Below are 25892 nucleotides of genomic sequence, written 5' to 3' on the forward strand. Positions count from 1 at the left end.
TTTATATACCTTCATTCAACAGTTAGATAAACGCTGAAGGGAATAAAAAATAGAAATGCTTTTTTAACAGATCAAAAGTAATCGATATTTATCATTTTCTATCGGGGCACGATGAACACAGGGCAGAACTTTTTGTTCTGGATGATCTACGGACAGGCGCCAAAGGTTTCCCAATCCTAAATTTATGGGATGAGCATCGGGTTTTGGTTGATAGTGCAAGTCAAAATAATACTCTTTCAGGAAAGTTTCAAAATCTTCTTCTTCACCATTATGCAGTTTTTTTAGTTTTTCTCGGATTTCCGGAATTAAAATTTTCTGTATAGTCTGGTCATTAGGTAAAATATCGCTTGATGTACCATAATAAGTACATAAAAATGTACTTGTAGCAATAGGAGAACGATCTACATGGTAAGAATATACATCTGTCGAAATAAAATCGAACTCATTGTCTCGCTCATAATTCTTAAGTAAATTGAGTGATGGGGATGCTCCAAAATCATTTAGTAAACGAAGGTCGTTCAAGATAATTTCTCTTGCAATATGTCCATTTTCTGAAAGTATTAGATTTTCTAGATCTTCAATATAAACTTCAGTGATATTTTCATTTAATTCAAGTTTGGTAACAATTTCCTCAAAATCACCATCCAGATCTCGTTGCCAATTAATGGCATTTATTTTTCCTTCAAAATCAGAATTTATAAGTTCCGAAAAAGTTGAAACTATTTTTATTGAATTAGTTGTGGATAGCATATATTTACAGATTTAATTGTTGAATCGATTAATACCTACAAAATTAATATAATTCCATTTTCTTTCAATTGCTGTATTGGTTTTGAGAACCAGAACAATTCAAAATCTTCAAAACTTTCTTCAAATTGATCTTTAAGTTGTTGGAGACTTGGTTTTTTTGCACTTTCTATCGAATTTTCATTTAGGATCTTGATTAGCCAATGTGCTTGTTCTCTGGCCAATTCGATTTTCAAAATATTGGTTTTCAAATGAAAAGTTAGTTGTGAAAGTTCCCAGGAATTGCCTTTTTTAGTTTTAATAAAATCTTCAGCGATCACATTTTTCTCCAAGAAAACAACTTTCGAATTCGGCTTAAGACTAAAATTATCTTCCTCTAAAAGTGAGTCATGAATGTAATCAGGATGGACCGTTGTCCTAGGAATTTTAAAATCAAACCAACTTTGTAGAGGCATCTCAAAATTAATTCCGTGCATATAATTGAATAATGATTTCTTCAGTCCAAAGCTAAATTTAGAATGGTCAATCCCTGTTTTATCAATAAAATCAATATCATTATTTGCAAATAAGATTTCTTGCTTTACTGGAATTACACCATATTCTTCAGGATTGATTCCGACAGGTGAGTGCGCTGTCATTGCAAACTGATGCCAAAAACCACTTTGTAATATTCCCATTTCAAAAAGCTGGCGAACCATTTCCAAAGAATCTACCGTTTCCTGAACAGTTTGAGTGGGATAGCCATACATCAAATAGGCGTGAACCATAATTCCGGATTCGGTGAAATTTCTTGTGACTTTTGCTACTTGATCTACAGAAACACCTTTGTCTATCAATTTTAGTAATCGGTCACTAGCCACTTCCAGTCCTCCAGAAACTGCGACACATCCGGAATGTCTCAGTAGAAAGCAGAGATCTCTGGTAAAGCTTTTCTCGAAGCGGATATTCGTCCACCAAGTTACAACCAAATTACGTCTTAAGATCTCTAAGGCAACTTCGCGCATCAAAGCCGGGGGAGCGGCCTCATCCACAAAATGGAATCCTGTTTCGCCAGTTGTTGCGATCAACTCTTCCATTCGGTCAACCAAAATTTTGGCGGAAACAGGTTCATATATCCTAATATAATCTAAAGAAATATCGCAAAAAGTACATTTTCCCCAGTAACAGCCGTGTGCCATTGTGAGCTTGTTCCATCGGCCATCGCTCCACAAACTGTGCATCGGGTTGGCAATCTCGATAACGGAAATATATTTATCTAGCTTTAGATCAGAATAATCCGGCGTTCCGACTTGTGTTTGTTTATAATCGTGCTTTGTGGAGTTATTTTTGTAAGTGACTTTCTCGTTTTCAATTAGAAATGTGCGTTTCAATTGGGATTCTTCAATTTGTTCAGAATGAAAGACTCTTTCATAAACCAGTTCCAAAGGCAGTTCGCCATCATCCAAAGTGATAAAATCAAAAAATTCAAATACTCTTTTATCATTCACCTCTCTGAGTTCGGTATTCGGGAAACCACCGCCCATCGCTGTTTTGATGTGAGGATAATTTTCTTTGATGAATTTTGCACATCTGAAAGAAGAATATAAATTTCCTGGGAACGGAACCGAAAAACAAACCAGTTTTGGTTGGACAATGTCTAATTTTTCTTTTAGCACTCTTAAAGTGATATGATCGATGAAAGTTTCCTCAGAATTAATCTTAAAATATAACTCATCGAAAGAATTGGCACTTTTTCCTAAGCGTTCTGCATACCTGCTAAAACCAAAATCAGAATCGATATTTTCTACAATATAATCCGAAATATCTTCTAAATATAAGGTCGCCAAATGTTTCGCTTTGTCCTGCAAACCCATATTCCCAAAGGCAAATTCCATATCATCCAGCTGATTGAAGCGGGATGCTTCCGGAAGAAAATTCATAGAACATATCTGTCTCGCCAATGTCGGATTTTGGTTCTGTAAAAACAAAATCACCTGATCGATGGTCTTTATATATTCGTCTCGCAGAGAGAAGATACGCTGTGCGTTTTCGGAAATCGTTTTGATATCAATATCTTTTGCGAAAATCTTCCGGATCCCATCCTTCGAGAACAGCTCTAAAATCACCTCTATACCCAAATCTATCTGATAACTTGATATATTTTTGGTTTTCAGGAAACCCTTAATATAAGCCGTGGCAGGATAAGGCGTATTCAATTGCGTGAAAGGAGGAGTGATAAGAAGGAGGTCTTTCAAAAGATTATTTTCGTCAAAGTTAAGGTTTTAAAATTTTTTGTAAAAAGTCTATTTTAAGGATTTGTGTATCATCAATGACTAAGTCAAAAAATTTTGTTCTCAGAAAAATAATTTTAATTTTGTTGAATGATGGAAAATAAATTCCCGTTTCTAGATACTTTATTTCTGCTTCGGGAGGAAGAATGTATTACCATTTTCACAGATATCCAGAAAATTTCAAAAAAGGAAGAACAAGATGCTATAAGTTATCTTGAATCTGAATTTGAAAAGGAAAGATTAGATTTTTTGTCTGATCAGATCAATTGTGACCATGAAGCAGCAATCTGGGCAGCCAACGTTCTTTATCACAGTGCACAACTATATTTGATCAGGAAAGATACGGATAAAAATCTAGAAAAATTAATTCCACCATTCAAAGGAAAAATTAATGTTTCATCTGCCTTATCGGCAGATTTGTCTTTAAGGTTTTTACCACAAATTATTTTGTCTTTGCAAAACGCAGATTCAGAGGACCCATTAATTAAGATATTGGAAAATATTTTAAAGCAATTCCATTATTCAGCAGTTGGATTTGATCTGGATTTGGGAAAAGTTAATTGGGAAGAAGAACTGAAAGACCATACATACAGAAAGTTATACCTCGAAAGAGTCGTGGAAAAGAAAGCTTATAAATTGGCAGAAATTCCATACATCAATCAATTACTTATTGCAGAATTCGGGATGTATAAAGATGTTTTTTGGAGGGAATTAAAAGTAATAGAAAATTAAAAAACTAATAAGTAAATGACTCAAAATATTGAAAAATTAAACTCGGTCCTCACGTACGTAAAAGACACATTTGTAGGGAAAAATGATGTAGTAGATTTATTAGGAATCTGCCTATTGGCAAGAGAAAATGCTTTTTTGTATGGTCCTCCCGGAACAGCAAAATCTGCAATCGTGAGAACACTGGCGAAAACCGTAAAAGACGGGAAAAATTTCGAATATCTTCTGACAAGATTTACAGAGCCTAACGAGATCTTTGGACCATTCGACATCAGAAAATTAAAGGAAGGTGAGTTATTGACCAATACTGAAGGTATGATGCCGGAAGCATCAATGGTTTTCCTGGATGAGATCTTCAATGCAAATTCTGCGATCCTGAATTCACTCTTGATGGCTTTAAATGAAAAGATCTTCAAGCGAGGGAAAGAGACCAAGCATCTTCCTGCCCTTATGTTCGTGGGAGCAAGCAACGTTCTTCCAGAAGATGAAGCACTGAATGCATTGTTCGACCGTTTTCTGATCAGGATCAATGTGGACTATGTGAATCCTGATCTGCTTCAACAAGTACTTTTAGCTGGAAGAAAATTAGAAAATAATGTTGAAACAGAAATTCCTGAAATTCTTTCGCAAGAGATAAAAGAACTTCAAAATCTTTGTAAGGCGATAGACCTCAAACCAATTTACGAAGTCTATCTGAATACTATAATCAATCTTAGAAATACAGGAATTGCTATTTCTGACCGTAGAGCAGTGAAACTTCAGAATCTTATTGCTGCAAGTGCATTGATATGCGGCAGAAACGAGGCTGTCCTTTCTGATCTGTGGGTATTGAAGCACATTTGGGATACTGAAGAACAGATTGAGATACTTGAGGGGATTATCAACAGGACCATTGAAAAAGATGATCATCCAAAATCCCATCCGCAGGCCTTACAAAATAAAACTCCTGATCCGGAAGAAGTCATGAAGGATGTAAAAATCCTGGTAGAAAAATGGGATCTAGGAAACTTGAGTTTTGAAGAACAAAATGTGATCAAAGACAAGCTGAGATATCTGCAAACCCGTTGCGACTGGATCAGAAATCCAGAACAAAAACAATACATCCAACAAGAAATAGAAAGTCTATGGCAAAAAATCCTTCAAACGGTTTAAAAGACTATTGGGCGGAACTTCCTCGTGCTGATGAAGGATTCTTGGGTTCGATGCGTGATTGGGGAAATATTCAGGTTGCATTGGACGAGGAGGTGATCTGGCTAAAGGGTTTTACCGATGAACAAGCTGTCTCGTCGGAGATTCAACAATTGCCTAATTTTTTATTGTATGAATTGAGAGAAGGTTTTCTGTTCCGAAAAGATGCTTTGGTTCCCAGCAAGAGAGTGAGGACGGCTTTGCTCTGGACACCAATCGATAAAGCTCTGAAGCTGACTTTTCCTATTTCAAATAATAATTTTTTTGGAATCGATAAAAAAATTGAGATTAAATTAAAAGTCAGTGAAGAGGAACAACCGGCAGTTGTACTGTTAAGTCCTATAGCTGAAATTAAAGACATCATCATTACTTTGCCAAAATTCAAATTGGAAAAATTGGATTGGATCGTCATTAATGATAAGGCATTGTTTGTTGGAACGCCATTATTAAGTTTTCCCGGAAAAACATACTGGACGAAAGACGGACATCTTTTACCTGCGGGTTTCGATTTTGAATTTAAAAATCTGAGTTTCTTGCTACAGAAAAAATATAATGCAGATCAGGATCAATGGCTTTTATGGAAAGAGGATGGAAGTTATTTGAACATCGATAAAAATGATCTTCAGAAATTGTCCGTAAGCTCATTTCGTCTCACTGAAAAAGCAAAAGAATGGATCTAGTATCATATTTTCAGTCTTATGATGATTATTTCTGGGAGTGGGGAACAGATGAAGATATTCAGGATAACACAGGATATTCTGAGAATAATCTTCTATCAATTCCAAATGTAGGTGTGATTGCTTATCGGGCTTATGTCATTGAAATTTTAAAGGAACTGAAAGATCAGGGGTTCCCACCTTTTGGTTCTCTGCTTCTTGTTTTGTACGCTTTACAAGATGGATATTTGAATTTAAATGGTGCTTTTTTTCATTTGAAGAGACAAAAGAATATATATTTAAATGATTTCGAACTTGCTGTTACTTTTTTAGAAAATTTGAGTCATTCTGGCCGCTCTTTTAAAAAGGGACAAAATAAAATTATTCTTTTAAAAACAATTTTCAAAGATTGTCATAATATTATTTCTTCTGGAGCCTCGGATTTGATTATTCGAAGATTTGAAAAAAGACCTCATAAAATCTCAGAATCAGCGCACAAAAGTGATTTGATGCAATCTGTCTTAAACAGAGATATCAAAGTTTTAGCATTACTTCAGAACAAATTTCCAACGACCGAATCTATCATCAATGCTATGAAAAACATAGTTGATGTTGACGATCTGGAGGACGAAATTATTGAAGAAGAAACGACTGTTGAAACAGATAAAGATTTCATCCAGGAATTGATGGAAGACCCAAAAACTTTTCAGGTCGGAAGTTTGATCAAAAGGATTTGGAGTGGCCTGAAAATTCCTATGCGTCATCTTTCGCCCGGTGAGCAACCAATTGGAGGTGTTTCTGATATGACAAATAAAGGCGATTTCAGTAGGATGCTTTTGTCCGAGTTTGCCAATGAAGATGAAGTCTTTATGAATCGTGTGGCAAATAATGAAGCGTTGTATATCCAAAGGGAGATTCCACCGGAGGAAAACATTTTTGAACGGATTATTTTGATTGATACTTCCATTCGGAATTGGGGAACTCCGAAAGTTTTGGCTTTTGCATCGGCAATTGCTGTGATCAAACATCCGAAAGCTAATTCTGAATGTAAGGTTTTCGCATTGGGACAAAATACGATTCCAATTTCTTTAGACAAAGTAGAGCAGGTTATTGATAATCTGAATCAGGTAAGTCCTGTTTTAGAAGCATCAAATGCTCTTCAGAAATTTTTTGAGGAAGAGCATAAAGAAAAAGATCTGGAAGTATTCTTGATCACAAATCAGGAAAATCTCTCAAATCAAAACCTTCAGAGAGTCATTCACGAAAACAGGGACCGACTGAAATTTCTGGTGACAACTTCCGCAAATGGGGAACTTGATTTTTACAAACATCACAAAGGAGCGAGGAAACATATACAGAAAATTGTTCTACCACTTAAGGAGTTGTGGGCAAATCCACCTCAAATAAAATCTGAAGGACACAATGATAACAATTCCAAAAAAAACAAGAGAATAGATGTCCCAAAGAATTATCCGTTACTGTTCCCAACACCGAAAAACAAGATCGCCACATTTTTGTATGAAGGCGAATTCTATATTTTAAGCTCTAAAAAACAGTTGCTTAGGACTTATGTGTCCAGTAATTATTATAACAGAAATTATTACGAACAATATAAGATCCATAGAGGCTGTGAAGTTTTGATAGAAAATATATCCGTAAAGCCAAAAGGGAAGTTTGCATTGGCAAGAAATAAACAACAGCAATTTATTCTTTGCCAATATCAGCCGGATAAGAAATTGGTCTCTAAGCTTAATCTTAATACGAAAGAATATTCTGAGCTTAATGTTACTGGTCATCATATTCCACTGAACTTTGAACCGATCTACTTCAACAGAGCTTTCTATCTTTACCAGGAAGATTTTCCTTCCGTTTTCAAATTAAATATAGATGGTGACCTTTCCATCGAAATGGTCAGGAATAATGATAATATCAGTAAAAATCTAAAAAAAGTTGAAGTTGAAATTAATAAACAAATTCATAATGAAACCAAAATATTAAGTAGTTTTAATAATATCGGGATCAATACAGAAAATAATCTTGTAATTTCTAGTTATGAATTGGCAAAAAAATATGATAACTCGCTGACATTATATAAAAATAGATCTGGAATCAGGAGCTTGGCTCAGCAGGATAAAAATAAATTCATGTTTTCCGATGGTAGCGAGATTATTACAGATTCGCGAGGAATGCTGACTTTTACAAGTAGTAATAAAAATATTCCGGTTTTCTATATTCCTTCTTCGGAAGATGGCTTTTTAGCGCTCGCAACGGCCTATGAATTTGGTGGTTCAGAATATTATTTACCAGAGTCCTCCAAATTAAAAATAAGGGAAAGAGAAGAAATGTATTCGGAATATCTTGATGCTTATATTGATCAAATCTTGGCTTATGGAACTGATCATTAAACCTTTCTCCGAAAATAGCTATCCTAAAAAAGGAATTCTTATCAGGAGCTCTTCTCCTTTGGTATGGCTTTCTGAAATGGAGTTTTTAGGAATCAATATCAGTCTGATAAGATCATATGCAATTCCTTCAAATGAACCAAATGTTTTGTACGGCTGCCTCTTGGTCTTTGACAATTTGGCTCCGACAGAAATTGGTAAAAATTCTTATTTTCAATGTGTTAATAATAAACTGTTTATTCCGGAGAATACAATCTTTTATCCAAAAATAACCCGGGAAGATTGGCAAAATATCTATCACGATTTTATGATCATGCATCCCGATTTCGGATTGGTAAAATTGGCACAGCAGATAGATTGGGTTGCATTACTTCAGGAATCGCAAAAAAGTAATGATATTATAATAAAAGCCTCGAAAGGTATTAGGATCCCTCAAAAAATCGAAAGCTTCACTGTCGAGATGAATGATGAGAAAATCCTCGAAACACTTCAGAAACCTCAGACCGAGGAAGAATGGATGAAAAATCTGCCTTTCGATCTAAAAAAGGTAATGGCGGGCAATAAAAAAGAGGTAGAAAAATATCTGCAGTATTTAGAAAAATATCCGGATAGAGTTGCAGATCTTGGTGTTCCTCTGGATGTTGCCGGAACCTCACGCGGAGACGGCTGGTCAAATTTCAAATTTGGAAATAATTGGTTTAGCGGTATTTTTGGCAACAATAGAGAATCATCTGGTAAAGGTACTTTTGGTCCTGTATGGATAATCTTTGCCGTACTGATCATCTTGTCAGTTATAAGGATCAACTTTAATTCAAATAAACTTGAAGCGCCAAAACAATCTTCAGGTTCTTTACAGGATGTTTCTGAAACCTATACTGAATCGCCTCCTCCTCCCGCTGTTATGGCATATAGATCGGGTGTTACAGATATCGATATGAAAATTGATTCGATGTATGGCGATAAAAGGTTAAGGCTAAATGCTGAGCTTATGAATGCCTCGTTAAGCTTTAGTAATACCAATGAGAAAAGTTATAAAGATTATTTAAAAGAGGGCGGAAGACCAATCAATGAAATCCAGTCTGAAATTTTAGCGCTTAATGAAAAAACGAATCTTGCCACAGATTCCTTGAAACTGGTTTACAGGAAAAAGATCGTGAAATTTCTAACTCAAAATGAAGCAAAATATAAAAAGAAAATCAAAGATTCTCTAAAGAAAGCAGATTCAGGAACACCTTCAGATCAAGGAATTGTGTCAACAATTTTAAAGAAAAAACAGGTTTTAATTGAGGATTCTTTAGGTCGTCTTTATGGAACAAAAGAATATAAGGAACCTGAAATGTATTCTAAAAAAGCTACAAAGGTCCAAACATTGGATCATGGGGTTTCTTCTCAGGAAAAAGATATTTCAATTTTTGAGATCATCTATTTGATATTAGGTATCGTTGGTGTTATTGGCATATATTCTTATTTTTTCAGAAAAAAATCCTTGAATATGGGTGGTGACAATATTCCTGTTGCAGTGAAGATTTCTTTGATGGTAATTCTTGTTGGTATGCTGGTCTATCTCTTTTATCCGGTCATAAAAATGTATGGATATAATTTGTTTACTTGGATCTTGATCATCTGCGTTGTGTTTTTGTTATACTATCTTTTCAGTGAAGATAAAACCATTTTAAGATCAGATAAAGATGAATAAGCAGAAGTTTATAGATAAGTTTTTGGCTGCTTTTCTCATTTTGGCGATTATAAAGATCATCAGTGTGTTGGCCCAGGTTATTAAGGAGAGTTTTTGGGCAGCTATTGGAAGTTTATTTCTTGTGATTGTCGTGGTCTTTATTTTATCTTTAGTCGTTGCTGCTTTGAAAAGTAAAGAAAATAATTGGGGAAATTCTGGAAGGCGAAATTCACGGGTAGGAAGTGCTTATGTGGAAGGTTCACTTTTTAATAGATTGCTCAATAAGTATGAAGAACTTGCACAAAAATATATTGATGAGAAGAATTATATCAAAGCAGCAAAGGTTTATATGAACTTATTAAAAGATAATTATCGGGGCGCTAAAACCTTGGAAAATGCAGGCCTATATAATGAGGCAGCTGTGATCTATCTTAAAAAATTGAACAATAGATCCGATGCAGCCAATTGTTACGAAAAAGCAAAACAATACAGAAAAGCAATTGATCTACATAAAGAGCTTGGAAACAAAGAGAAGGTAGGTGATCTGTATAAAGAGATCAATGATATTAAAAACTCAAATACCTATTACCAAATGGTTGTAGATGATTATACAAATAATAGCCAAATGGTAAAAGCTTCTCTCATCTATCGAAAAAAAATGGAAATGCCTGATGAAGCGCAGTCAATTTTGTTGAAAGGCTGGGAAGAAGACAGAGATGGATTTAATTGTCTTAATAATTATTTTGCCAATATCTTTGATGTTAAAACTTTGGACCAAAAGATTCAGGAATTGTATCAGGATTTGGCTTCGGAGAAAAAGATGAATTATTTAAAGGCTATTAAAATTGAGTTTAACAAAAATCAGAAGCTCCAAGAAACAACAAGGAATATTGCATACGAAATAATTGCGGAAAAAGTGAATGCCCATTCCGAAATCGTGAATGAATTGAAATTTTTCAATCCTAATGATGAGATTATTTTGAAGGATATTTCAAGATATAAAACTGGGAGGAATAAAATGTTTAGAAACTGATTTTATAAAAATTGAAATGGAAAAAAGACTACAAACTTTTTTATGTTTGTGTTATTGTTTGACTTTTCACCTTACTTATAATCGGTGCCGTAAGAAAGAGTTACTTCGAATCCAAATTGTAAAGCCTCTTTCTGCTTTTTTGCTCGATTTTAAAAAATATAAAATAATCAAGTGTCGTCTTAGAATCATACTTCGAGATTGGATAAACATTGTGTCGCAGGTTCAATTCCTGCCTTTTCCCTCGGAAAGGAAAAGTAGCTCAGAAGGTAGAGCAAATGCAAAGAAGATTCTATACTTTTTACCTTGATTTAAAATATAAAATTTTGAAACTTAGTCAAATTTTGTAGCCTCACCAGGAATCGAACCTGGATCTAAAGTTTAGGAAACTTCTATTCTATCCGTTGAACTATGAGGCCATCAATAGATTGCAAAAATAATCAATTTTCATAGGTTTCGAAAGTTCCGTCCTGATAAAAAAATACAATTCGTCTAATTTTTTTAGATGAATTTTCTTGCTTTTTATCAAAATTCTCTAATGGCTGAGAATCCGTTAAAATATTTTTTTTTGACATTGGCTTAGGAATATCAGATTCTCGCGGTTTTGGTTTTTCGAGTTTATCTTCATTTTCAGTCATTCCAAAATTTTCATCATTGATCAAAGAAAACAGATCTGGTAAAGATGGCTTTTTCTTTTCGGCACTTTCAGATTTTTCTTCAGTAGGCTCAATTACTTTTTCAGACATAAGCATTTCACCTTCTCCATTTATTAACCAATCCCATTCTATTTTTGGAAAGGCAACTTTGATTTTTGTAATGAAATCTAAAGAAGGTTTGTTCCTCCCAGAAATAATATGAGAAATACTTGAACGCTGAACATTGATCTCTTCTGCAAATTCTGCAGGAGACAGCTCTGAGTATTCGATTACTTTTGTAATTCTATCATTAAAATCCATATTACAAATGTAACGAATTAAAATAGAATGCAAATTACATTTGTAACGTATTTGAATTTACTTTTGTAACATTAATTAATTGAAAATAAATCATTGATATATAATTTATTATGAATATAAATGTTAGTAAAAAACAAATTATTTACTATTTATAATACTTGAGAAAAATGTATGTTGAAAACTAAACATTGGATAAGCACCAAATCCTTATCCGCATTGGCGATTAGTTTTAATATATATAAAATTAGATTTAAATGGGAATAGATATATTATTTAAAATCAAGCATTTTACTATACAATAATTTTCGGTTTTAATTTTATGGTGATAAAAATAATAATTACTAACAATACAATTATATAATTTTGACAACTTTGATTTATAATTCCAATTATTGATTCTCTTTTTTTTAGTTTTCGTTTGGTTTATCCGATATAAAAGTTCTTTATCGAGCTCATTAAGAAGTAAATACCTGATATTTTCCTTTCAAACATTATTATTTGTGAATGGGGCAGGGAAGTGTGGGATTAATTATGAGTAATTCTATTTAACATAAATCACTGATCCAGTTAAATCAAAATGTACTTATTGTAAATATAGTGTAGTAAATAGCATTTTGATTGTGGTTTAACTATTTATACATTTGTAAAAATCAGTGATTTCATTTAAAAATAATGTTTAATGATTTGATGAACAGATGAAATCATTAAGGTTAAAACCACGTTAAAGCAATTTTACAAATAAACTTTAATTAAATTATATAAATAACTGATATTTAATAATTTAAATATATGAAATATCAATAATGTAGTCCACAAAAAAATCAACAGACAAACTGACAATGTGTTTTGTTTAATCATTTTACAAATGTAATTTGGTTTTATGTGTGATTAAATCTTATTTTTGAACAAAATCAAAAAGTCAAAATGAATTTCAGTTTTCCATATTTTAAAAATGTAAACTTCCCAAAACGCTATATTTTTCCTGAAAAATTATTTTCCTATCTACAGAGCAATTACAGCGATTATATAAAAGAGATCGGAAGATCCAGTTTTGGGAAACCTATCTATATGATGAGTCTTGGAAATGGTAAAACTAGAGTTGCTGCCTGGTCGCAAATGCACGGTAATGAATCTACTGCAACACTGGCAATGCTGGACCTGCTATCAATTTGGGAAAAGCATCCCGAACTGAAAGAAAAACTTTTTGATTCGATCCAATTGGATTTCATTTTTATGCTAAATCCTGATGGTTCTGAAGTATGGACAAGAAGAAACGCTTTTGATATTGATATCAATCGAGATTATCTGAGAATGTCCAGCGTTGAAATGAAGATCCTGAAATCTGTCGTTCTAGAAGGGAATTACGATTATGCACTTAATCTCCACGACCAACGTACGATCTTCACGACTGATGGGAAACATCCGGCAACCTTATCATTTCTTGCACCATCAGAAAATGTGGAAAGGACGGTTACGGAAAACAGGAAAAAAAGTATGGCTGTCATTGCAGCAATCTACCTGCAGATGAAACAAATCCTACCAAACAGGATCGCCAAGTACACAGATGAGTTCTATCCGACATCAAGTGGTGATAATTTTATGAAGGCTGGCGTTACACCAATTTTATTTGAAGGCGGTTTTTATGAGAATGATCTAAACAGAGAAAAAACAAGAGAGTTTTACACACATGCTTTATATTTTGCCTTGAAAGCGATCTCAGTGCTTAAAGGCGATACTTACAGCTATGAAACTTATTTTGACATTCCGCAAAACAGGGAAACCCATTTTGATCTTATTTATAGAAATGTCAGGCTCAATACAGAGTTCGAATGTATTTTGGATATCGGTGTGCAGTACAGAGAAATTCTAGATGATAATAGAGATCTGACGTATCAACCATATGTCGTTGAAGTTGGCGATCTGAATCACAAAAAAGGCTGGACAGAAATCGATTGTACAGATAAGAAATTTATATCAGTTAAAAGATTTCCAAAACTTGATGCATTGGCAGATTTTAAAATCGAGTAATTTGATTATTTTTTTAAATTATAAATGACTGAAATTAAATGAAATAAATATCCAATTTAACATAATATAAATTATAGGACATTTTATAATTATTTAAAAGGGAGGGATGTAGCTCTATTTTCATCGATTTTTTTGGTATAATATTTTCTAAATCAATTCTATTATAAATAAACTGTTATGAAAAAATTATTTTTAATTATATGTGGAATAATGTTTTTGAATTCCTGTGAAAAAAACGATGGTAAACAAACCAATGTAGAAAACCGAAAACCAGACACGTTGGCTATACCGAATCAAGAAAAAAATATTATCTCAAAAACTGAGAATGTTGATTATTGCTATCTGAATGTTCTGGCTAAGGATTCCATGTTTATGACTTACAAAGTTATTGATGGGATTGTTAACGGGAAACTGAAATACAAAAACTTTGAGAAGGATTCGTCTTCTGGCGAAATTACAGGAACTATTTCCGCAGATACGTTAAAAGTAAACTATAAGTTTGTTTCTGAAGGCGTTACAAGCGAACGAGAAATTTATTTCTTACAAGACAGCGGCGTTCTATTGGAAGGAATTGGAAATTATGCGGACAATAATTCCGGAAAACTTGTTTATCAATCGTCAAAAGCAATCAATTATTCCAAAGGACGTAGACTGAACCCGGTTGATTGTAAATCAGTTAAATAAAAAAACAGCAGCTGATCAGCTGCTGTTCGTACCCTTAAAAATATATAATTTATAAAACTATAGTCTGTATAGAATGTGCCGGTGCAGACAGTTTGGAAGATTTTCCTTCGATCCAGAGATTAAAATCTGTATCTGCATTACCTTCGTTCATCACAATTACCACCAGTTCCCCATTTTCATTCATAAAACTGGTTGACAAAAGAAAATCTTTGTTGGTCGAAGTTCCGATTCTTTGTGCATTTGGTCTTACATACTTTGAAATGTGACCGATGTAATAATACTCATAAGTATAGTGTAACTCCCCTGTTCTGGTGTCCGCGATAATTGGCGCAAAACATAGATTGTTAGCATGATTCGGGCCGCCTTTTTCGTCCAAGAGAATGTTCCAGTCTGTCCAGGCCGCGGTTCCTTTGTTGAAATCATTGATCATGTTTCTTCCATAAAGTTCACCCAGACTTACATCGTAAATTTTATTAAAATCGAATTGTTCTTTGCAACCTTCCGTAAAGATCAGGAATTTGTCAGGAAAAGCTCTTTGAGTTTCAGCAAGATTGTCGAACAATTGGGATTTATTATTCCATGTCTCATACCAGTGGTATCCAATTCCCGAAGCATATTTCGAAGTTTCTGCATCTTGTAGCGTTGTAGTTGCTCTTTGATAGATCAAATCTCTGTTGTGGTCCCAAATGATGACTTTTTTATCTTTGTAACCATTTTTCCAAAGTGTCGGGCCAAGATTTTCTCTAAGGAATTTTCCTTCTTCGTCAGCTGTATAAATACAAGATTCCCAGGTCTGTGTTGCCATTGGCTCATTCTGAACCGTCAATCCCCAGATCGGAATATTTCTCTTTTCATATTCCTGAATGAATTTAACATAATAATTTGCCCAAACCTGGTAATAATTATCCAATAATCTTCCACCCTTCAGCATGCTGTTATTCGATTTCATCCAGGCTGGCGGGCTCCACGGGCTGAAATAAAATCTGAAATCTTTCGGGTCAATTTCTTTCTGAGCCAATTTGATCAAAGGAATTTTGTATTTTTCATCGTGTTTTATATCAAAGGAATTCAGAGATGTATCATTATCTTTTACATAAGTATAATTGTCGCTGGAGAAATCACACGAGTTCATATTGGTTCTCACAAGATTATAACCAATTCCGGATTTACCATAATAAGCTTCTATGAGTTCCTTTTGTTTGTTCTTCGGCAATTTGGCAAAAACCTCGGCAGATGCATCGGTAATTGCGCCTCCGATTCCTATCAATTTCTGATATTTGAAATCAGGGTCAACAAAAACACAAACATCAGTTTCCTTCGGCTGAGGGAAATCTATGAATTTTGCATTCTCTTTTTTAGCAAATTTTTCATTATTTTTCTGAGAAGTGATAATAACTCTCCCCTCTTTTATGCCATTTTTCCAGTAATTCTGCGCATTGCAATTAATGATAATTCCTGTCATAAAACAAGATATGATCAATCTTTTCATTCTTTGATATTCTAATTAAATAGAATTTTTTATTAGTTAATTGTTTAATTTATAGACCCTTACGTAATCAATCAAGAACTTCTGAGGATAAATTCCAGAATCTACGCCTACTTTTCCGCCCCAATTTCCACCAACAGCCTGATTCAGGATCAGGTAAAATGGTTGGTCAAATGGCCAGGCATCGTAGGTTTTTTCTGTATTGATGTAAGTAAAATATTTTTTGTTATCCACATACATCTCGATTTTCTCAGGTGTCCAATCTGCTCTGTAAACATGGAATTCACTTGTTGCATCCTTTACAATAATAGTATCAGTTTTCTGAGTTCCGATGATGTGATTATACTTTTTGGTGTGAACCGAAGCGTGGATAAAACCTTCGTTATAACCAACATGCTCCATAATATCGATCTCTCCATCATCCGGCCATTCTTTGATGTTCTCGCTCAGCATCCATATTGCTGGCCAGGTTCCCTTCCCTTTTGGTAATTTTGCTCGTACTTCTACACTTCCGTATTTGAAAGGAAAAGTTTCCTTGGTTACCAATTTTGCAGAGGTGTAATCATTCTTTTCCCATTTTTCTTTTTTGGCTTCGATAACGAGTTTTCCATCTTCGATCCTTGCATTTTCCTTTCGGTCTTTGGTATAGTACTGAAGTTCATTATTCCCGAAACCATCTCCTCCTGTTTCAAAAGTCCATTTAGATGGATCAATAGAATTTTCACTGAATTCATCCTGAAAGACCAAAACCCGCTTTTCCATTGCTGTAGAACAAGAAATAGCAATTGACAATAAAACGATACCAGAAATTGAAATGATACTTTTCATTATAATTAATTTATCAGATTAAAAAACGAAAGTCGCTACAGACCTTGGAGGCAAAGAAGTTGCTGCACTTTTATTGTTGTATCTGATATTGAAGTTTTCGGTATTGTTACCTTCATTCAGAACAATAAGTGTGATTTTTCCGCCAGGTGTTACAAATCCTACAGAACTTAAACTTCCAGGCTGTGTAGATGCAATTCTTTGGGAATTCTGAGGAACAAACTTTGAAGCCTGGGCAATAATGTAATAAGCTACATTTTTTGTAAACATTTCACTGGAATTGACTGTAATTGCTCCTTTACATTCTGTACAACCACCAGGGGTATGAGGATTATAGGAAGCATCGTTGGCAACATTCCATTCAAGAGCTATTTTGCTCCAGTTTCTCATAGAACCGATAATGACGTTTTTTGTATGCCAGATCAGATCATCTGAGAATGAAGAATTTGCTCCAGTCCATTGTTCGGTAAAATAAAGATTCTTAGTTGGATAAGCCAAATGAACATTACTTAGAACACCGATATTTCCAGCGTACAAATGAAATGCAGAACCGTCAACATACTTTGCCGCTTCAGCATCGGCTAAGATATCCATCGGATAATCCGGTTTGTCGCAGTTATGGTCATAAAGAACAATTTTGGTATTGATACCTGCATTCTGAAAAGCAGGACCCAAATGATTTTTTATAAAGTCGCCTTGCTGAGCAGATGTCATATACATACTTGGGTTATTACCAGGATGCAACGGCTCATTTTGAGGTGTAATGGCATCAATAGTAATTCCTTGTGCTTTCATCCCTTGAATATATTTAACAAAATATTGAGCATAAACACCATAATATTGGGGTAAAAGACTTCCACCAATACTGCTTCCATTGTCTTTCATCCAAACAGGAGGTGACCAAGGTGTTGCAATGATCTTGATATTTGGATTGATGGCCAGAATTTTTTTCAGCATATCAATAACAGCCTGATCTTTGGCCATTGAAAATTGAGATAAGGATGTGTCTGTTTGACCAGCTGGAAGATCATTATAAGAAAAAACCTCCCCATTGAGGTCTGATGCACCAATGCTCAATCTCAAATAACTGACAGCAATGGAATTATCACTACTTGAAAAAAGCTGTTGTAATAGTTCCTCTTTCTTAGCGGGAGATAATTGATTAATTACTTGAACGCTTCCACCAGTTAAAGTATATCCGAAGCCATCAATGGTCTGGTATCTTTGCCCGGCATCGATATCAATGGTCTGATAGTTATTGGAAGTATTTTTAAAAAAAATATCGCTTTGCTTCTGAAGCTTTACAGTTTCGTCTGCTTTTGTGAGCCAGACAGCTGCCGATTTAGGATTTTTCTTTGAAACAGATTTTTGTGCTGAAAAAAATAAAACTGAAAAAAGCGCTGCAAAAATTGCAGCACTTTTAAGAAAATAATAATTTGATATGTTAAAGAATACCATTAATAATTGGGATTTTGATGCATTGCAGTATTTGGTAATTCATTAAATGGGATAGGCATAATTTCATTTTTGCCTGCAACAAAACCCTTAGATGATAATTTAGAAGGAGCATCTCCCCATCTTACGAGATCAAACCAACGGTGGCCTTCACCAGCTAATTCTCTTCTTCTTTCATCTTTAACTGCTTGTAAAGAAACAGGAACTGAACCTAATCCAACTCTAGCTCTAACAGCATCTAATAAAGCTTGTGCCCTTGTTCCAGTTGCTCCTAATGCTTCAGCTTCCATTAGATATGTATCTGCTAATCTAATAGCAATATAGTTTTGACGGAAATTTAATTCAGCAGCTCCAGGTAATGTGGAAACTTCATCTTTTGTTGGCATATACTTATTTAAAAAATATCCAGTATCAGAAAATGCGGATGAATATGTAACTTTATTGTCAGATTGGAGTTGCTTAATATTTAAAATTGTAGCATCCAATCTAGGATCATTTTGCATAAAGTTGAATAAATCATTTGTAACTGGATTAAAAGCCCATCCTGATACTAAATCTGGAGCATTATTATTAGGAAAATTAGTATTCAAAGAATATGAACGAGGACCAACCATAATGTTTATAGAATTACCCTCATCATTACCTTGTCCCCAAAAGCCCCAATCTGAGTTTCCTTTATTTGTATGCATAATTTCCAGAATCGATTCAGTGGTGAATTTGTTGTCGACAACCCAAAGACTTGCATAATCAGAAACTAATTTGTAACCATATTGACTTGTTCCTCCAGGTGTCCCATTCACTTGTGCAAATTGTTCTGCTGCTTGTGGCATTTTTTTATCATAAAGATAAATCTTACCTAATATTGCTCTGGCAGTACCTTGAGTAATTCTCCCTTTATCACCAGCATCAGCAGTAAGCATTAGGTCTGGAATTGCAGCGACTATATCACTTTCTATTTGTGTGTATACTTCACTTGGTTGCGCTTGCGGAATATTCCAATAATCATCTGTTGCATTGATGGGTTTTAGAATAAGTGGAATATTTCCAAACATTCTTAGTAATTCAAAATAATATAGAGAACGAAGAACTTTTGCTTCAGCAATAAATCTATTTTTAAGATTATCACTCATATTCGCTCCAGGCACTCTATCAATCAATAAATTAGCTCTTGCAATTCCTTGATAGTAATCTCTCCAATAGCTAGCAGGCATAGTATTAGTATTGATGGTATAGTTGTTAATGCCTTGAATTCCAGCTCCATCTGTAGAGCTACCACCTCCGGAATAAAAATCGTCAGAACCAGCATTGAAAAATGTTACTGTATTCTCAAAACCTCCAGAATATTTTCTTAAAATATCATAAACAGAAACCAAGCTACTAAAACTTTGCTGTTCATTTTGATAATAATTTTCAGTATCAAACTGTCCTGAGTTCTGCACATCATTGATATAATCATCACCACAGGAGATGATTCCCAAACCTAGTCCCGATAATAAAAATATCGAAAGACTTTTATATAAATTTTTTCTGTATTTCATTTTTTTTAAATTAAAATTGAATGTTGGCTCCAAATAAAAAAGTTCTTGCTTGCGGATAATATGCTCTATCAATACCTATAGAATCTGAGTCAGAGTTATTTCTTCCTGCTATTTCTGGGTCATATCCTGTATATTTCGTAAAAGTGAAAAGATTTTCACCTGTTATATAAAGTCTAACTTTACCCATTCCAAATTTTTCTGTAACATCTTTTGGAATTGTATATCCAACTTGAATTAGCTTAATTCTTAAATAATCTCCTTTTTGCAAATAATAATTTGACATCCAAGAATAATTATGATTTGGATCATTTCTTGTTAGTCTTGGATTTTCGTTTGTAGAACCTTCGCCATTCCAACTATCCAAAATTTTGGTTTGATAATTAGCATCAAGCATATCTAACCTTCTTAATCCTTGGAAAATTTTGTTTCCACCTTGCCCTTGTGCAAACACCATAAAGTCAACATTTTTATAGTTTAAGTTGACTGTTAGTCCATAATTAAATTTTGGAATAGAACTTCCCAAATATTCTACATCATCTTCATTGATTACACCATCACCATTTATATCTTTCCAAATAAAATCTCCTGGTTTGGCATTTGGTAACAACATATTTCCATTGCTATTGGTATAAGAATTAATTTGCTCTTGATTTTGGAAAACACCTTCATATGAATGACCAAAGAAAACACCATAAGGTTGACCAACAGCAATTCTTGTAACCGACCCCATTGATTGAAAACCATACAAATTTTGAAATTCAATGTCATTTTCAAGTCTTGTAACTTCGTTTTTAACAGCTGCAAAATTTCCATTGATTGAAATCCCGAAATCATTCCAATTCTTCTTGTAGCCTAATTCAAGTTCGATACCTTTGTTGGTCATATCCCCGACGTTTGCCCAAGGTCGATTAGGTACACCTACGTAACCAGGTATATTGACTTGTCTCAATATACCAGTTGTTTTCTTTTCGTATAAATCTGCTGTAAAGGTGAAATTACTTAAAAATCTGATATCGGCAGCAATGTTTAATTGACTTGTTTCTTCCCATTTCAGAGTAGGATTTTCTAATGTACTTGGTGCATATCCAATAATGATATTATTTCCAGAATTGGTATAGTTACTTCCTGAAACCATAAAGTTTGCAAACTTGAAATTATCCATTTCATCATTACCTAAAACTCCATAACCTCCTCTAAGTTTTACAGTATTAATAATTTTATTTTCTGGCCAAAAATTTTCTTTATTAATATTCCATCCTAACGATATAGACGGAAAAGTTCCCCAATGATTGTTTGTAGCAAATTTTGAAGAACCATCTCTTCTTATAGTTCCTGTAAGAAGATACTTATCTTTGTAATCATAGATTAATCTTCCAAAATAAGATACTTTTCGGGTTTCTACCCCATCCCATCCAGTAGCGGTAATGTTATCCTGAGAAATTCCAAAATTAAATGAAGCATCTTGATAGTTATTTACTGGCAAATTGGAATAGGTTAAACTTTCGCCGCTTGAAATATTATATCTATAAACTCCCTGCCCAACTAAAATATTCAAATTATGGTCTCCAAACTTATTTTGATAATTTAAAGTATTTTCCATACTCCATTCAAATTTGTTTTCGTTAACTCTATTCAAATTATTAAAATTTACATTGCTGTAATTTGGACTTAAATAGTATAAAGGTGTAAAAGCTTGGCTTCCCCAATAAGATTTTTTCCCATTAAGACTTGATTTAAAATTGAGATGTTTTGTTGGCTTTACTTCAACAAAAACATTTCCAATAAAATCATCTGTCCAACTGTATCTTCCGCGTTGAATTTCTTGGAAAGCCAAAGGATTGGTCATCTCCTGATTTACATAATGTGAAATTCCATATGGGTTTCCATTCGCATCCCTAACTATATATTGGTTGGAATAATCTGATGGAAAGGGTTGAGAATTAATATCTGTTACAACAATAGGAGTAGTTGGATCCAAATTAATAGCAGAGCTTAAAGGTCCACCAAATTCTTCATTTGGACTGATCCCTTGTGATTTGGTATGAGTGTAAGCAAGAGTTTGCCCTATAGTCAAATAATCAGTAACTTTATGTGTAGAATTAAGTCTAGCGTTTAGTCTTTTATAATATGACATTTCAGGTAATACTATTCCTGTCTGATCAAAATAACCAAAAGAAGCATAATAAGTTGATTTTTCGTTTCCACCATTGATGCTTATCTCGTGAGAAGATTTTTCACCCGTTCCGAAAATAGCATCTTGCCAATCCGTACCTTTTCCTAAAGATTCTGGATTTGAAAAACGCGGTGTACCACCATCATTTACTAATCCTTGATTTATGACGGTTGCATATTGTGATGCGTTCAAAAGATCTAATTTTTTTGAAGCATTTCCAAAACCATAAAAACCATTATAAGAAAGATTTAGTCTTCCTTTCTTACCTTTTTTGGTAGTTACAAGAATAACTCCTTTAGCCGCCGAAACACCATAAATTGCAGAAGAAGCACCATCTTTAAGGACTTCAATACTTTCTATGTCAGATTGATTAAGCCATCCAATATTATCGACAACTATACCATCAACAACCCATAAAGGACTATTGCTACCAGCTCCAAAACTGGTAATTCCTCTCACACGTATCGTAGCAGGAGCTCCTGGTTGTCCAGAATTAGTAACTACAGAAACACCTGCAGCTCTACCTTGTAACACCTGTTCTGGTTTACCTGCTGGAATATTTTCAATATCAGAAGCTTTGATACTGGCAATGGCTCCTGTCACATTGCTTTTCTTTTGAGTCCCATAACCGATAACCACTACTTCTTCTATTACTTTTTCTTTAGAAGCCGTGTCACTTACCCGTTGCTGAGCTGAGTAGTTTGCTGTGAAGTAAAGTACAGCTGCTAACCCAAGACATTTTGAATACTTTAAGTTCATATTTTAATTAATTTTTTGTTAATCTCAAACTGAGACAATAAAAGTATCTTTTTTTTTGATATGACAAAATAATTTTTCATTTTTTTTAATAACCCTTTTATTTATAGGACATTTAACGGTATAATTATCATGAAAATTTATTATTTTTATTATATTTGGAATCCCCAAAAATGCACCTTAGTGTTAATTTAAAGTTAATGAACGTATAAATGAGTGTTAATAAAAACAAAATAAAACTCCCTCTTATGCTCAGCTTTTTGATATTTTCAATGTTGCTGAATAGCATGGGCGTTATCATATTGCAATTATCAGATCAGGTTTCTTATAAAGGTCTTGGTATTTTGGAATCTTTCAAGGATATTCCAATGGCTGTAGTTTCATTATTATGTGTCAACTGGATCGCTAAAACTGGTAACAAAAATGCCCTTATCTTTGCTTTGATCTTTATAATGATCAGTTCTATTGCCCTCCCATTGGTTGATGCATTTTGGTTTTTCAAGATCTGGTTGAGTATCGTAGGTGTCGGTTTTGCCTTGGCAAAAATTTCGGTTTTCAGTATTATCAAAAATAATTTCAAGGACAAACAACTGGCAAGTGCTGTTTCCAGCGTAGATGCATCTTTTATGATAGGTATCTTCTTTGTGAATATCGGTTTTGGAAGTTTGTTGACAAGCGATTATGCACAATATTGGAAGTACGGATTTTGGGTGATTGCCATTTTAAGTATGATCAATGTATTGATGCTTAGAAATTCTGAAATTGAAGAGGAACAATTCCCTGATACAAAAAAAGAATCTGGTGGATGGAAATTTTTTTTGAAACCAAAGCTGATCTATTTTTTCATCATCGTCTTTTTCATGGTTTTTGTGGAACAAAGTTTTAATTCCTGGCTACCTAGTTTTTTCAAAAATAATCTCCATGTCAATTCTTATTTTGCATTACAATCATCGGCTTTTTTGGCCTTGTTCTCATTTCTTGGGAGATTTGCCACAAGCAAGCTGGTATTGAGGTTCTATTGGTTAAAGATGGTTTTCGTTTGCCTTTTTATGGTCTTTTTCATATTAGGAATATCTCAAGTATTAATATCCTGTTTTTATAACGAATCTAGATTTTTATTGATATTTATAATCCCTGTAATCGGATTGTTCCTGTCTCCTCTTTTCCCGCTTTACAATTCGGAAGTTCTGAATCAGGTCTCAAAAGGAAAAACCCATTTATTTGTTTCATTGATTGTAGTATGTTCATCTTTAGGAAGCTCCGTCGGATCGCTTTATATGGCTATTATTTTTCATAAAAATGCAAGTTCTTATTATCCTTTGTTCATTTCTTTGCCATTATTAATTATATTTGGTCTCACTTTTTTTCTAAATAAAACAACAATAACCTATGACTGGAATCAACAAGAATAAACAGAACCTAAAAGAGTTAATAGATACCAATGATTTTGTGGAACACGTATCGGTTGATTGCGTGATATTCGGCTTTCATAAGGATACTCTCAAAGTTCTTTTGTTGAAATATCATGACCTGGATCTTTGGTCTGTACCTGGAGGGTTTATTTTCAACGATGAGAACCTCAATGATGCAGCAGCCAGAACTTTGTACGAGAGGACACATCTTTCTGATGTATTTTTGGAACAATTCTACACATTTGGGGATATTAAAAGGACAGAGAATAATACCCACCAAAAACTTCTGGAAAATAAAAATATAGAAGTCGATAAAAACCACTGGATCTATCAACGTTTTATCTCTGTAGGTTATTGTGCATTAATAGATTACACGTTGACTTACACTTTTCCGGATTCTTTCAACGAGGTCTGCCAATGGTTCAATATCAGCGAATTGCCAAATATGGCTTTTGATCACAAGGAAATGATAGAAAAAGGACTACTCTATCTCAGAAAAAATATTGATTATCAGGTAATGGGAAGCAATCTTCTTCCTGATAAATTTACGATGAAGGAACTTCAACATCTCTATGAAGCCATTCTTGGCGAACCATTAAGACGCAACAACTTTCAAAGAAAAATATTGAGTATGAACATCTTAGAAAGATTGGAAAAACATTTTACAGGTTCAGCGAACAAAGCACCTTATCTCTATCGTTTTTTGGAAGGTTCCGAGATCAAACAATCGGATTTTGATAAATAGAATCATGAGCTTACAAATAAAAAGACGACAAATATTTGTCGTCTTTTTATTCTTTAATTAGATAATTATTATCTGTCATTTTTTCCATCAACTACGATTCTGTCTGGTCTGTTAGCCAGTTCCCAAGCCGTTGTGAAAACCAGTTGCGTTCTTTTCTGAAGCAATGGATAATCGATTTTATCGGGCGTATCGGTTGGTTTATGATAATCCTCGTGGATGCCGTCAAAGAAAAATGCTACCGGGATATTATGCTTTGCAAAGTTGTAATGGTCTGACCTGTAATATAATCTTTGAGGATCTTTTGGGTCGTCATATTTATAATTGAGTTCAAGCTTTACTGTCTTGTCATTTGCGGCAACATTGATCTTCTTAAGCTCAGAACTCAACATTTCTGAACCAATTACATAAACATATTGTTTGCCTCTGTTCTCCGGGTCATCACGTCCTATCATATCAATATTAAGGTCAGCAACAGTATTTACCAAAGGAAAAACAGGATGGTCAGAATAGTACTCGGAACCGAAAAGTCCGTGTTCCTCACCTGTTACGTGCAGAAAAAGAATAGAGCGTTTGGGTCCATAACCTTTTTTCTTAGCTTCCTGAAAAGCCTGGGCAATTTCCATTACGGCAACGGTTCCACTGCCATCATCATCAGCGCCGTTATAGATTTCTCCTTTCTTCATTCCAACGTGGTCGTAATGTGCAGAAATTACAATAATTTCGTCTGGTTTTTCAGAACCTTCTATGAAAGCCATAATATTCTCAGAATCCGGAAGAGTTTCTCCATATTTCTTCATTGCTTCGGATGGAACTTTCTGATAATAAGAACCTAAAGCTGCAGGGAAACCGATCCCATTTTTTTTGTATTGCTCGATCATATAAACACCTGCTTTTTTCTGGCCGGCACTTCCTGTATCTCTACCTTCCATATCGTCCGCCGCGATCACATAAAGGTTGGTTTTCAGTTCCTCCGAAGTAATACTATTATAAGCATCCTTGAAGCCTTTTCCGTCGTAAGAAAAATTCTTTGTAGAAGCACAGCTGTTAAGTAGAGCAACGCCCATCAAAAAACCATATAGTTTTATATTTTTCATATGTAGAGTTTATTTTTCTAATGCCATATGTAACCGCAAGCGA

The 25892-nt window shown here is 34.1% G+C and carries 19 protein-coding genes and 1 tRNA gene; 10 read left to right on the forward strand and 10 right to left on the reverse strand.

The annotated features are described in order from the left end of the window. Positions 1-63 precede the first annotated feature (63 nt). The gene (locus BLT30_RS12580; protein WP_089873900.1) at positions 64-750 is read right to left on the reverse strand and encodes a DUF1826 domain-containing protein; all 687 of its coding nucleotides are present in this window, start codon (positions 748-750) and stop codon (positions 64-66) included. Between the two features lie 35 nt (positions 751-785). Then, entirely contained in the window at positions 786-2981 is a 2196-nt protein-coding gene (locus tag BLT30_RS12585; protein ID WP_089873901.1) for a B12-binding domain-containing radical SAM protein, read from the reverse strand. 126 nt (positions 2982-3107) lie between these two features. Between BLT30_RS12585 and BLT30_RS12590 the strand changes: the two genes are divergently transcribed. From BLT30_RS12590 to BLT30_RS12615, 6 genes are read left to right on the forward strand one after another with little or no spacing between them, the layout of a single operon-like run. Beyond that, entirely contained in the window at positions 3108-3749 is a 642-nt protein-coding gene (locus BLT30_RS12590) for a hypothetical protein (protein ID WP_245707178.1), read from the forward strand. 15 nt (positions 3750-3764) lie between these two features. After that, positions 3765-4898, forward strand: a complete 1134-nt coding sequence (locus tag BLT30_RS12595; RefSeq protein ID WP_089873902.1) for an AAA family ATPase — start codon at positions 3765-3767, stop codon at positions 4896-4898. After that, positions 4871-5614, forward strand: coding sequence for a hypothetical protein (locus tag BLT30_RS12600; protein ID WP_089873903.1), 744 nt, complete (start codon positions 4871-4873; stop codon positions 5612-5614). Before BLT30_RS12595 ends, BLT30_RS12600 begins: the two co-directional genes overlap by 28 nt. After that, positions 5605-7995 carry a hypothetical protein gene (locus tag BLT30_RS12605; protein ID WP_089873904.1) on the forward strand — a complete coding sequence of 797 codons (2391 nt, stop codon included), beginning with the start codon at positions 5605-5607 and terminating at the stop codon, positions 7993-7995. The genes BLT30_RS12600 and BLT30_RS12605 overlap by 10 nt, the downstream gene beginning before the upstream one ends. Next, entirely contained in the window at positions 7979-9688 is a 1710-nt protein-coding gene (locus BLT30_RS12610) for a hypothetical protein (protein WP_089874340.1), read from the forward strand. Before BLT30_RS12605 ends, BLT30_RS12610 begins: the two co-directional genes overlap by 17 nt. Next, on the forward strand, positions 9681-10700 hold the full coding sequence (locus BLT30_RS12615) for a CLH domain-containing protein (RefSeq protein ID WP_089873905.1): 1020 nt from the start codon (positions 9681-9683) through the stop codon (positions 10698-10700). Before BLT30_RS12610 ends, BLT30_RS12615 begins: the two co-directional genes overlap by 8 nt. Before the next feature lie 344 nt (positions 10701-11044). Here BLT30_RS12615 and BLT30_RS12620 read toward each other — a convergent pair. Together BLT30_RS12620 and BLT30_RS12625 are read right to left on the reverse strand one after the other, a co-directional pair. Then, positions 11045-11116 (reverse strand) — tRNA-Arg (locus tag BLT30_RS12620). Between the two features lie 21 nt (positions 11117-11137). Then, entirely contained in the window at positions 11138-11653 is a 516-nt protein-coding gene (locus BLT30_RS12625) for a helix-turn-helix domain-containing protein (protein ID WP_089873906.1), read from the reverse strand. A 924-nt stretch (positions 11654-12577) separates the two neighbouring features. Between BLT30_RS12625 and BLT30_RS12630 the strand changes: the two genes are divergently transcribed. Together BLT30_RS12630 and BLT30_RS12635 are read left to right on the forward strand one after the other, a co-directional pair. Next, positions 12578-13681, forward strand: a complete 1104-nt coding sequence (locus tag BLT30_RS12630; RefSeq protein ID WP_089873907.1) for a M14 family zinc carboxypeptidase — start codon at positions 12578-12580, stop codon at positions 13679-13681. A 177-nt stretch (positions 13682-13858) separates the two neighbouring features. Next, positions 13859-14365, forward strand: a complete 507-nt coding sequence (locus BLT30_RS12635; RefSeq protein ID WP_139166656.1) for a hypothetical protein — start codon at positions 13859-13861, stop codon at positions 14363-14365. Positions 14366-14414: 49 nt separating this feature from the next. On the opposite strand, the gene BLT30_RS12640 is transcribed toward BLT30_RS12635, so the two are convergent. From BLT30_RS12640 to BLT30_RS12660, 5 genes are read right to left on the reverse strand one after another with little or no spacing between them, the layout of a single operon-like run. Further along, positions 14415-15854 carry a glycoside hydrolase family 30 protein gene (locus BLT30_RS12640; protein WP_089873909.1) on the reverse strand — a complete coding sequence of 480 codons (1440 nt, stop codon included), beginning with the start codon at positions 15852-15854 and terminating at the stop codon, positions 14415-14417. 36 nt (positions 15855-15890) lie between these two features. Then, positions 15891-16679 (reverse strand): glycoside hydrolase family 16 protein, encoded by a 789-nt coding sequence (locus BLT30_RS12645; protein WP_089873910.1) that lies wholly within the window; start codon positions 16677-16679, stop codon positions 15891-15893. An 18-nt stretch (positions 16680-16697) separates the two neighbouring features. Continuing rightward, positions 16698-18134 (reverse strand): glycoside hydrolase family 30 protein, encoded by a 1437-nt coding sequence (locus BLT30_RS12650; protein ID WP_089873911.1) that lies wholly within the window; start codon positions 18132-18134, stop codon positions 16698-16700. Further along, positions 18134-19669, reverse strand: a complete 1536-nt coding sequence (locus tag BLT30_RS12655) for a RagB/SusD family nutrient uptake outer membrane protein (protein WP_089874341.1) — start codon at positions 19667-19669, stop codon at positions 18134-18136. The genes BLT30_RS12650 and BLT30_RS12655 overlap by 1 nt, the downstream gene beginning before the upstream one ends. A 10-nt stretch (positions 19670-19679) precedes the next feature. Next, complete coding sequence (locus BLT30_RS12660; RefSeq protein WP_089873912.1) at positions 19680-22601, reverse strand: SusC/RagA family TonB-linked outer membrane protein; 2922 nt, start codon at positions 22599-22601, stop codon at positions 19680-19682. A 245-nt stretch (positions 22602-22846) separates the two neighbouring features. Here BLT30_RS12660 and BLT30_RS12665 point away from each other — a divergent pair, with 245 nt between their 5' ends. Together BLT30_RS12665 and BLT30_RS12670 are read left to right on the forward strand one after the other, a co-directional pair. Further along, positions 22847-24010 (forward strand): MFS transporter, encoded by a 1164-nt coding sequence (locus BLT30_RS12665; RefSeq protein ID WP_175487187.1) that lies wholly within the window; start codon positions 22847-22849, stop codon positions 24008-24010. Next, complete coding sequence (locus tag BLT30_RS12670; RefSeq protein ID WP_089873914.1) at positions 23988-24755, forward strand: NUDIX hydrolase; 768 nt, start codon at positions 23988-23990, stop codon at positions 24753-24755. The genes BLT30_RS12665 and BLT30_RS12670 overlap by 23 nt, the downstream gene beginning before the upstream one ends. Before the next feature lie 68 nt (positions 24756-24823). On the opposite strand, the gene BLT30_RS12675 is transcribed toward BLT30_RS12670, so the two are convergent. After that, a complete protein-coding gene (locus tag BLT30_RS12675) occupies positions 24824-25849 on the reverse strand; it encodes a M28 family metallopeptidase (protein ID WP_089873915.1) in 1026 nt (341 codons plus the stop codon). Positions 25850-25892: the final 43 nt, after the last annotated feature.

It is taken from the genome of Epilithonimonas hungarica, assembly GCF_900102265.1.
Taxonomy (GTDB): domain Bacteria; phylum Bacteroidota; class Bacteroidia; order Flavobacteriales; family Weeksellaceae; genus Epilithonimonas; species Epilithonimonas hungarica.

Bases quoted from the DNA above. Each gene is read 5' to 3' on its own strand.
- BLT30_RS12670 (WP_089873914.1), top strand. From the start codon at position 23,988: ATGACTGGAATCAACAAGAATAAACAGAACCTAAAAGAGTTAATAGAT.
- BLT30_RS12610 (WP_089874340.1), top strand. From the start codon at position 7,979: ATGGAACTGATCATTAAACCTTTCTCCGAAAATAGCTATCCTAAAAAA.
- BLT30_RS12655 (WP_089874341.1), bottom strand. From the start codon at position 19,669: ATGAAATACAGAAAAAATTTATATAAAAGTCTTTCGATATTTTTATTA.
- BLT30_RS12665 (WP_175487187.1), top strand. From the start codon at position 22,847: ATGCTCAGCTTTTTGATATTTTCAATGTTGCTGAATAGCATGGGCGTT.
- BLT30_RS12640 (WP_089873909.1), bottom strand. From the start codon at position 15,854: ATGAAAAGATTGATCATATCTTGTTTTATGACAGGAATTATCATTAAT.
- BLT30_RS12645 (WP_089873910.1), bottom strand. From the start codon at position 16,679: ATGAAAAGTATCATTTCAATTTCTGGTATCGTTTTATTGTCAATTGCT.
- BLT30_RS12630 (WP_089873907.1), top strand. From the start codon at position 12,578: ATGAATTTCAGTTTTCCATATTTTAAAAATGTAAACTTCCCAAAACGC.
- BLT30_RS12635 (WP_139166656.1), top strand. From the start codon at position 13,859: ATGAAAAAATTATTTTTAATTATATGTGGAATAATGTTTTTGAATTCC.
- BLT30_RS12580 (WP_089873900.1), bottom strand. From the start codon at position 750: ATGCTATCCACAACTAATTCAATAAAAATAGTTTCAACTTTTTCGGAA.
- BLT30_RS12595 (WP_089873902.1), top strand. From the start codon at position 3,765: ATGACTCAAAATATTGAAAAATTAAACTCGGTCCTCACGTACGTAAAA.
- BLT30_RS12650 (WP_089873911.1), bottom strand. From the start codon at position 18,134: ATGGTATTCTTTAACATATCAAATTATTATTTTCTTAAAAGTGCTGCA.
- BLT30_RS12600 (WP_089873903.1), top strand. From the start codon at position 4,871: ATGGCAAAAAATCCTTCAAACGGTTTAAAAGACTATTGGGCGGAACTT.
- BLT30_RS12590 (WP_245707178.1), top strand. From the start codon at position 3,108: ATGATGGAAAATAAATTCCCGTTTCTAGATACTTTATTTCTGCTTCGG.
- BLT30_RS12615 (WP_089873905.1), top strand. From the start codon at position 9,681: ATGAATAAGCAGAAGTTTATAGATAAGTTTTTGGCTGCTTTTCTCATT.
- BLT30_RS12605 (WP_089873904.1), top strand. From the start codon at position 5,605: ATGGATCTAGTATCATATTTTCAGTCTTATGATGATTATTTCTGGGAG.
- BLT30_RS12625 (WP_089873906.1), bottom strand. From the start codon at position 11,653: ATGGATTTTAATGATAGAATTACAAAAGTAATCGAATACTCAGAGCTG.
- BLT30_RS12660 (WP_089873912.1), bottom strand. From the start codon at position 22,601: ATGAACTTAAAGTATTCAAAATGTCTTGGGTTAGCAGCTGTACTTTAC.
- BLT30_RS12675 (WP_089873915.1), bottom strand. From the start codon at position 25,849: ATGAAAAATATAAAACTATATGGTTTTTTGATGGGCGTTGCTCTACTT.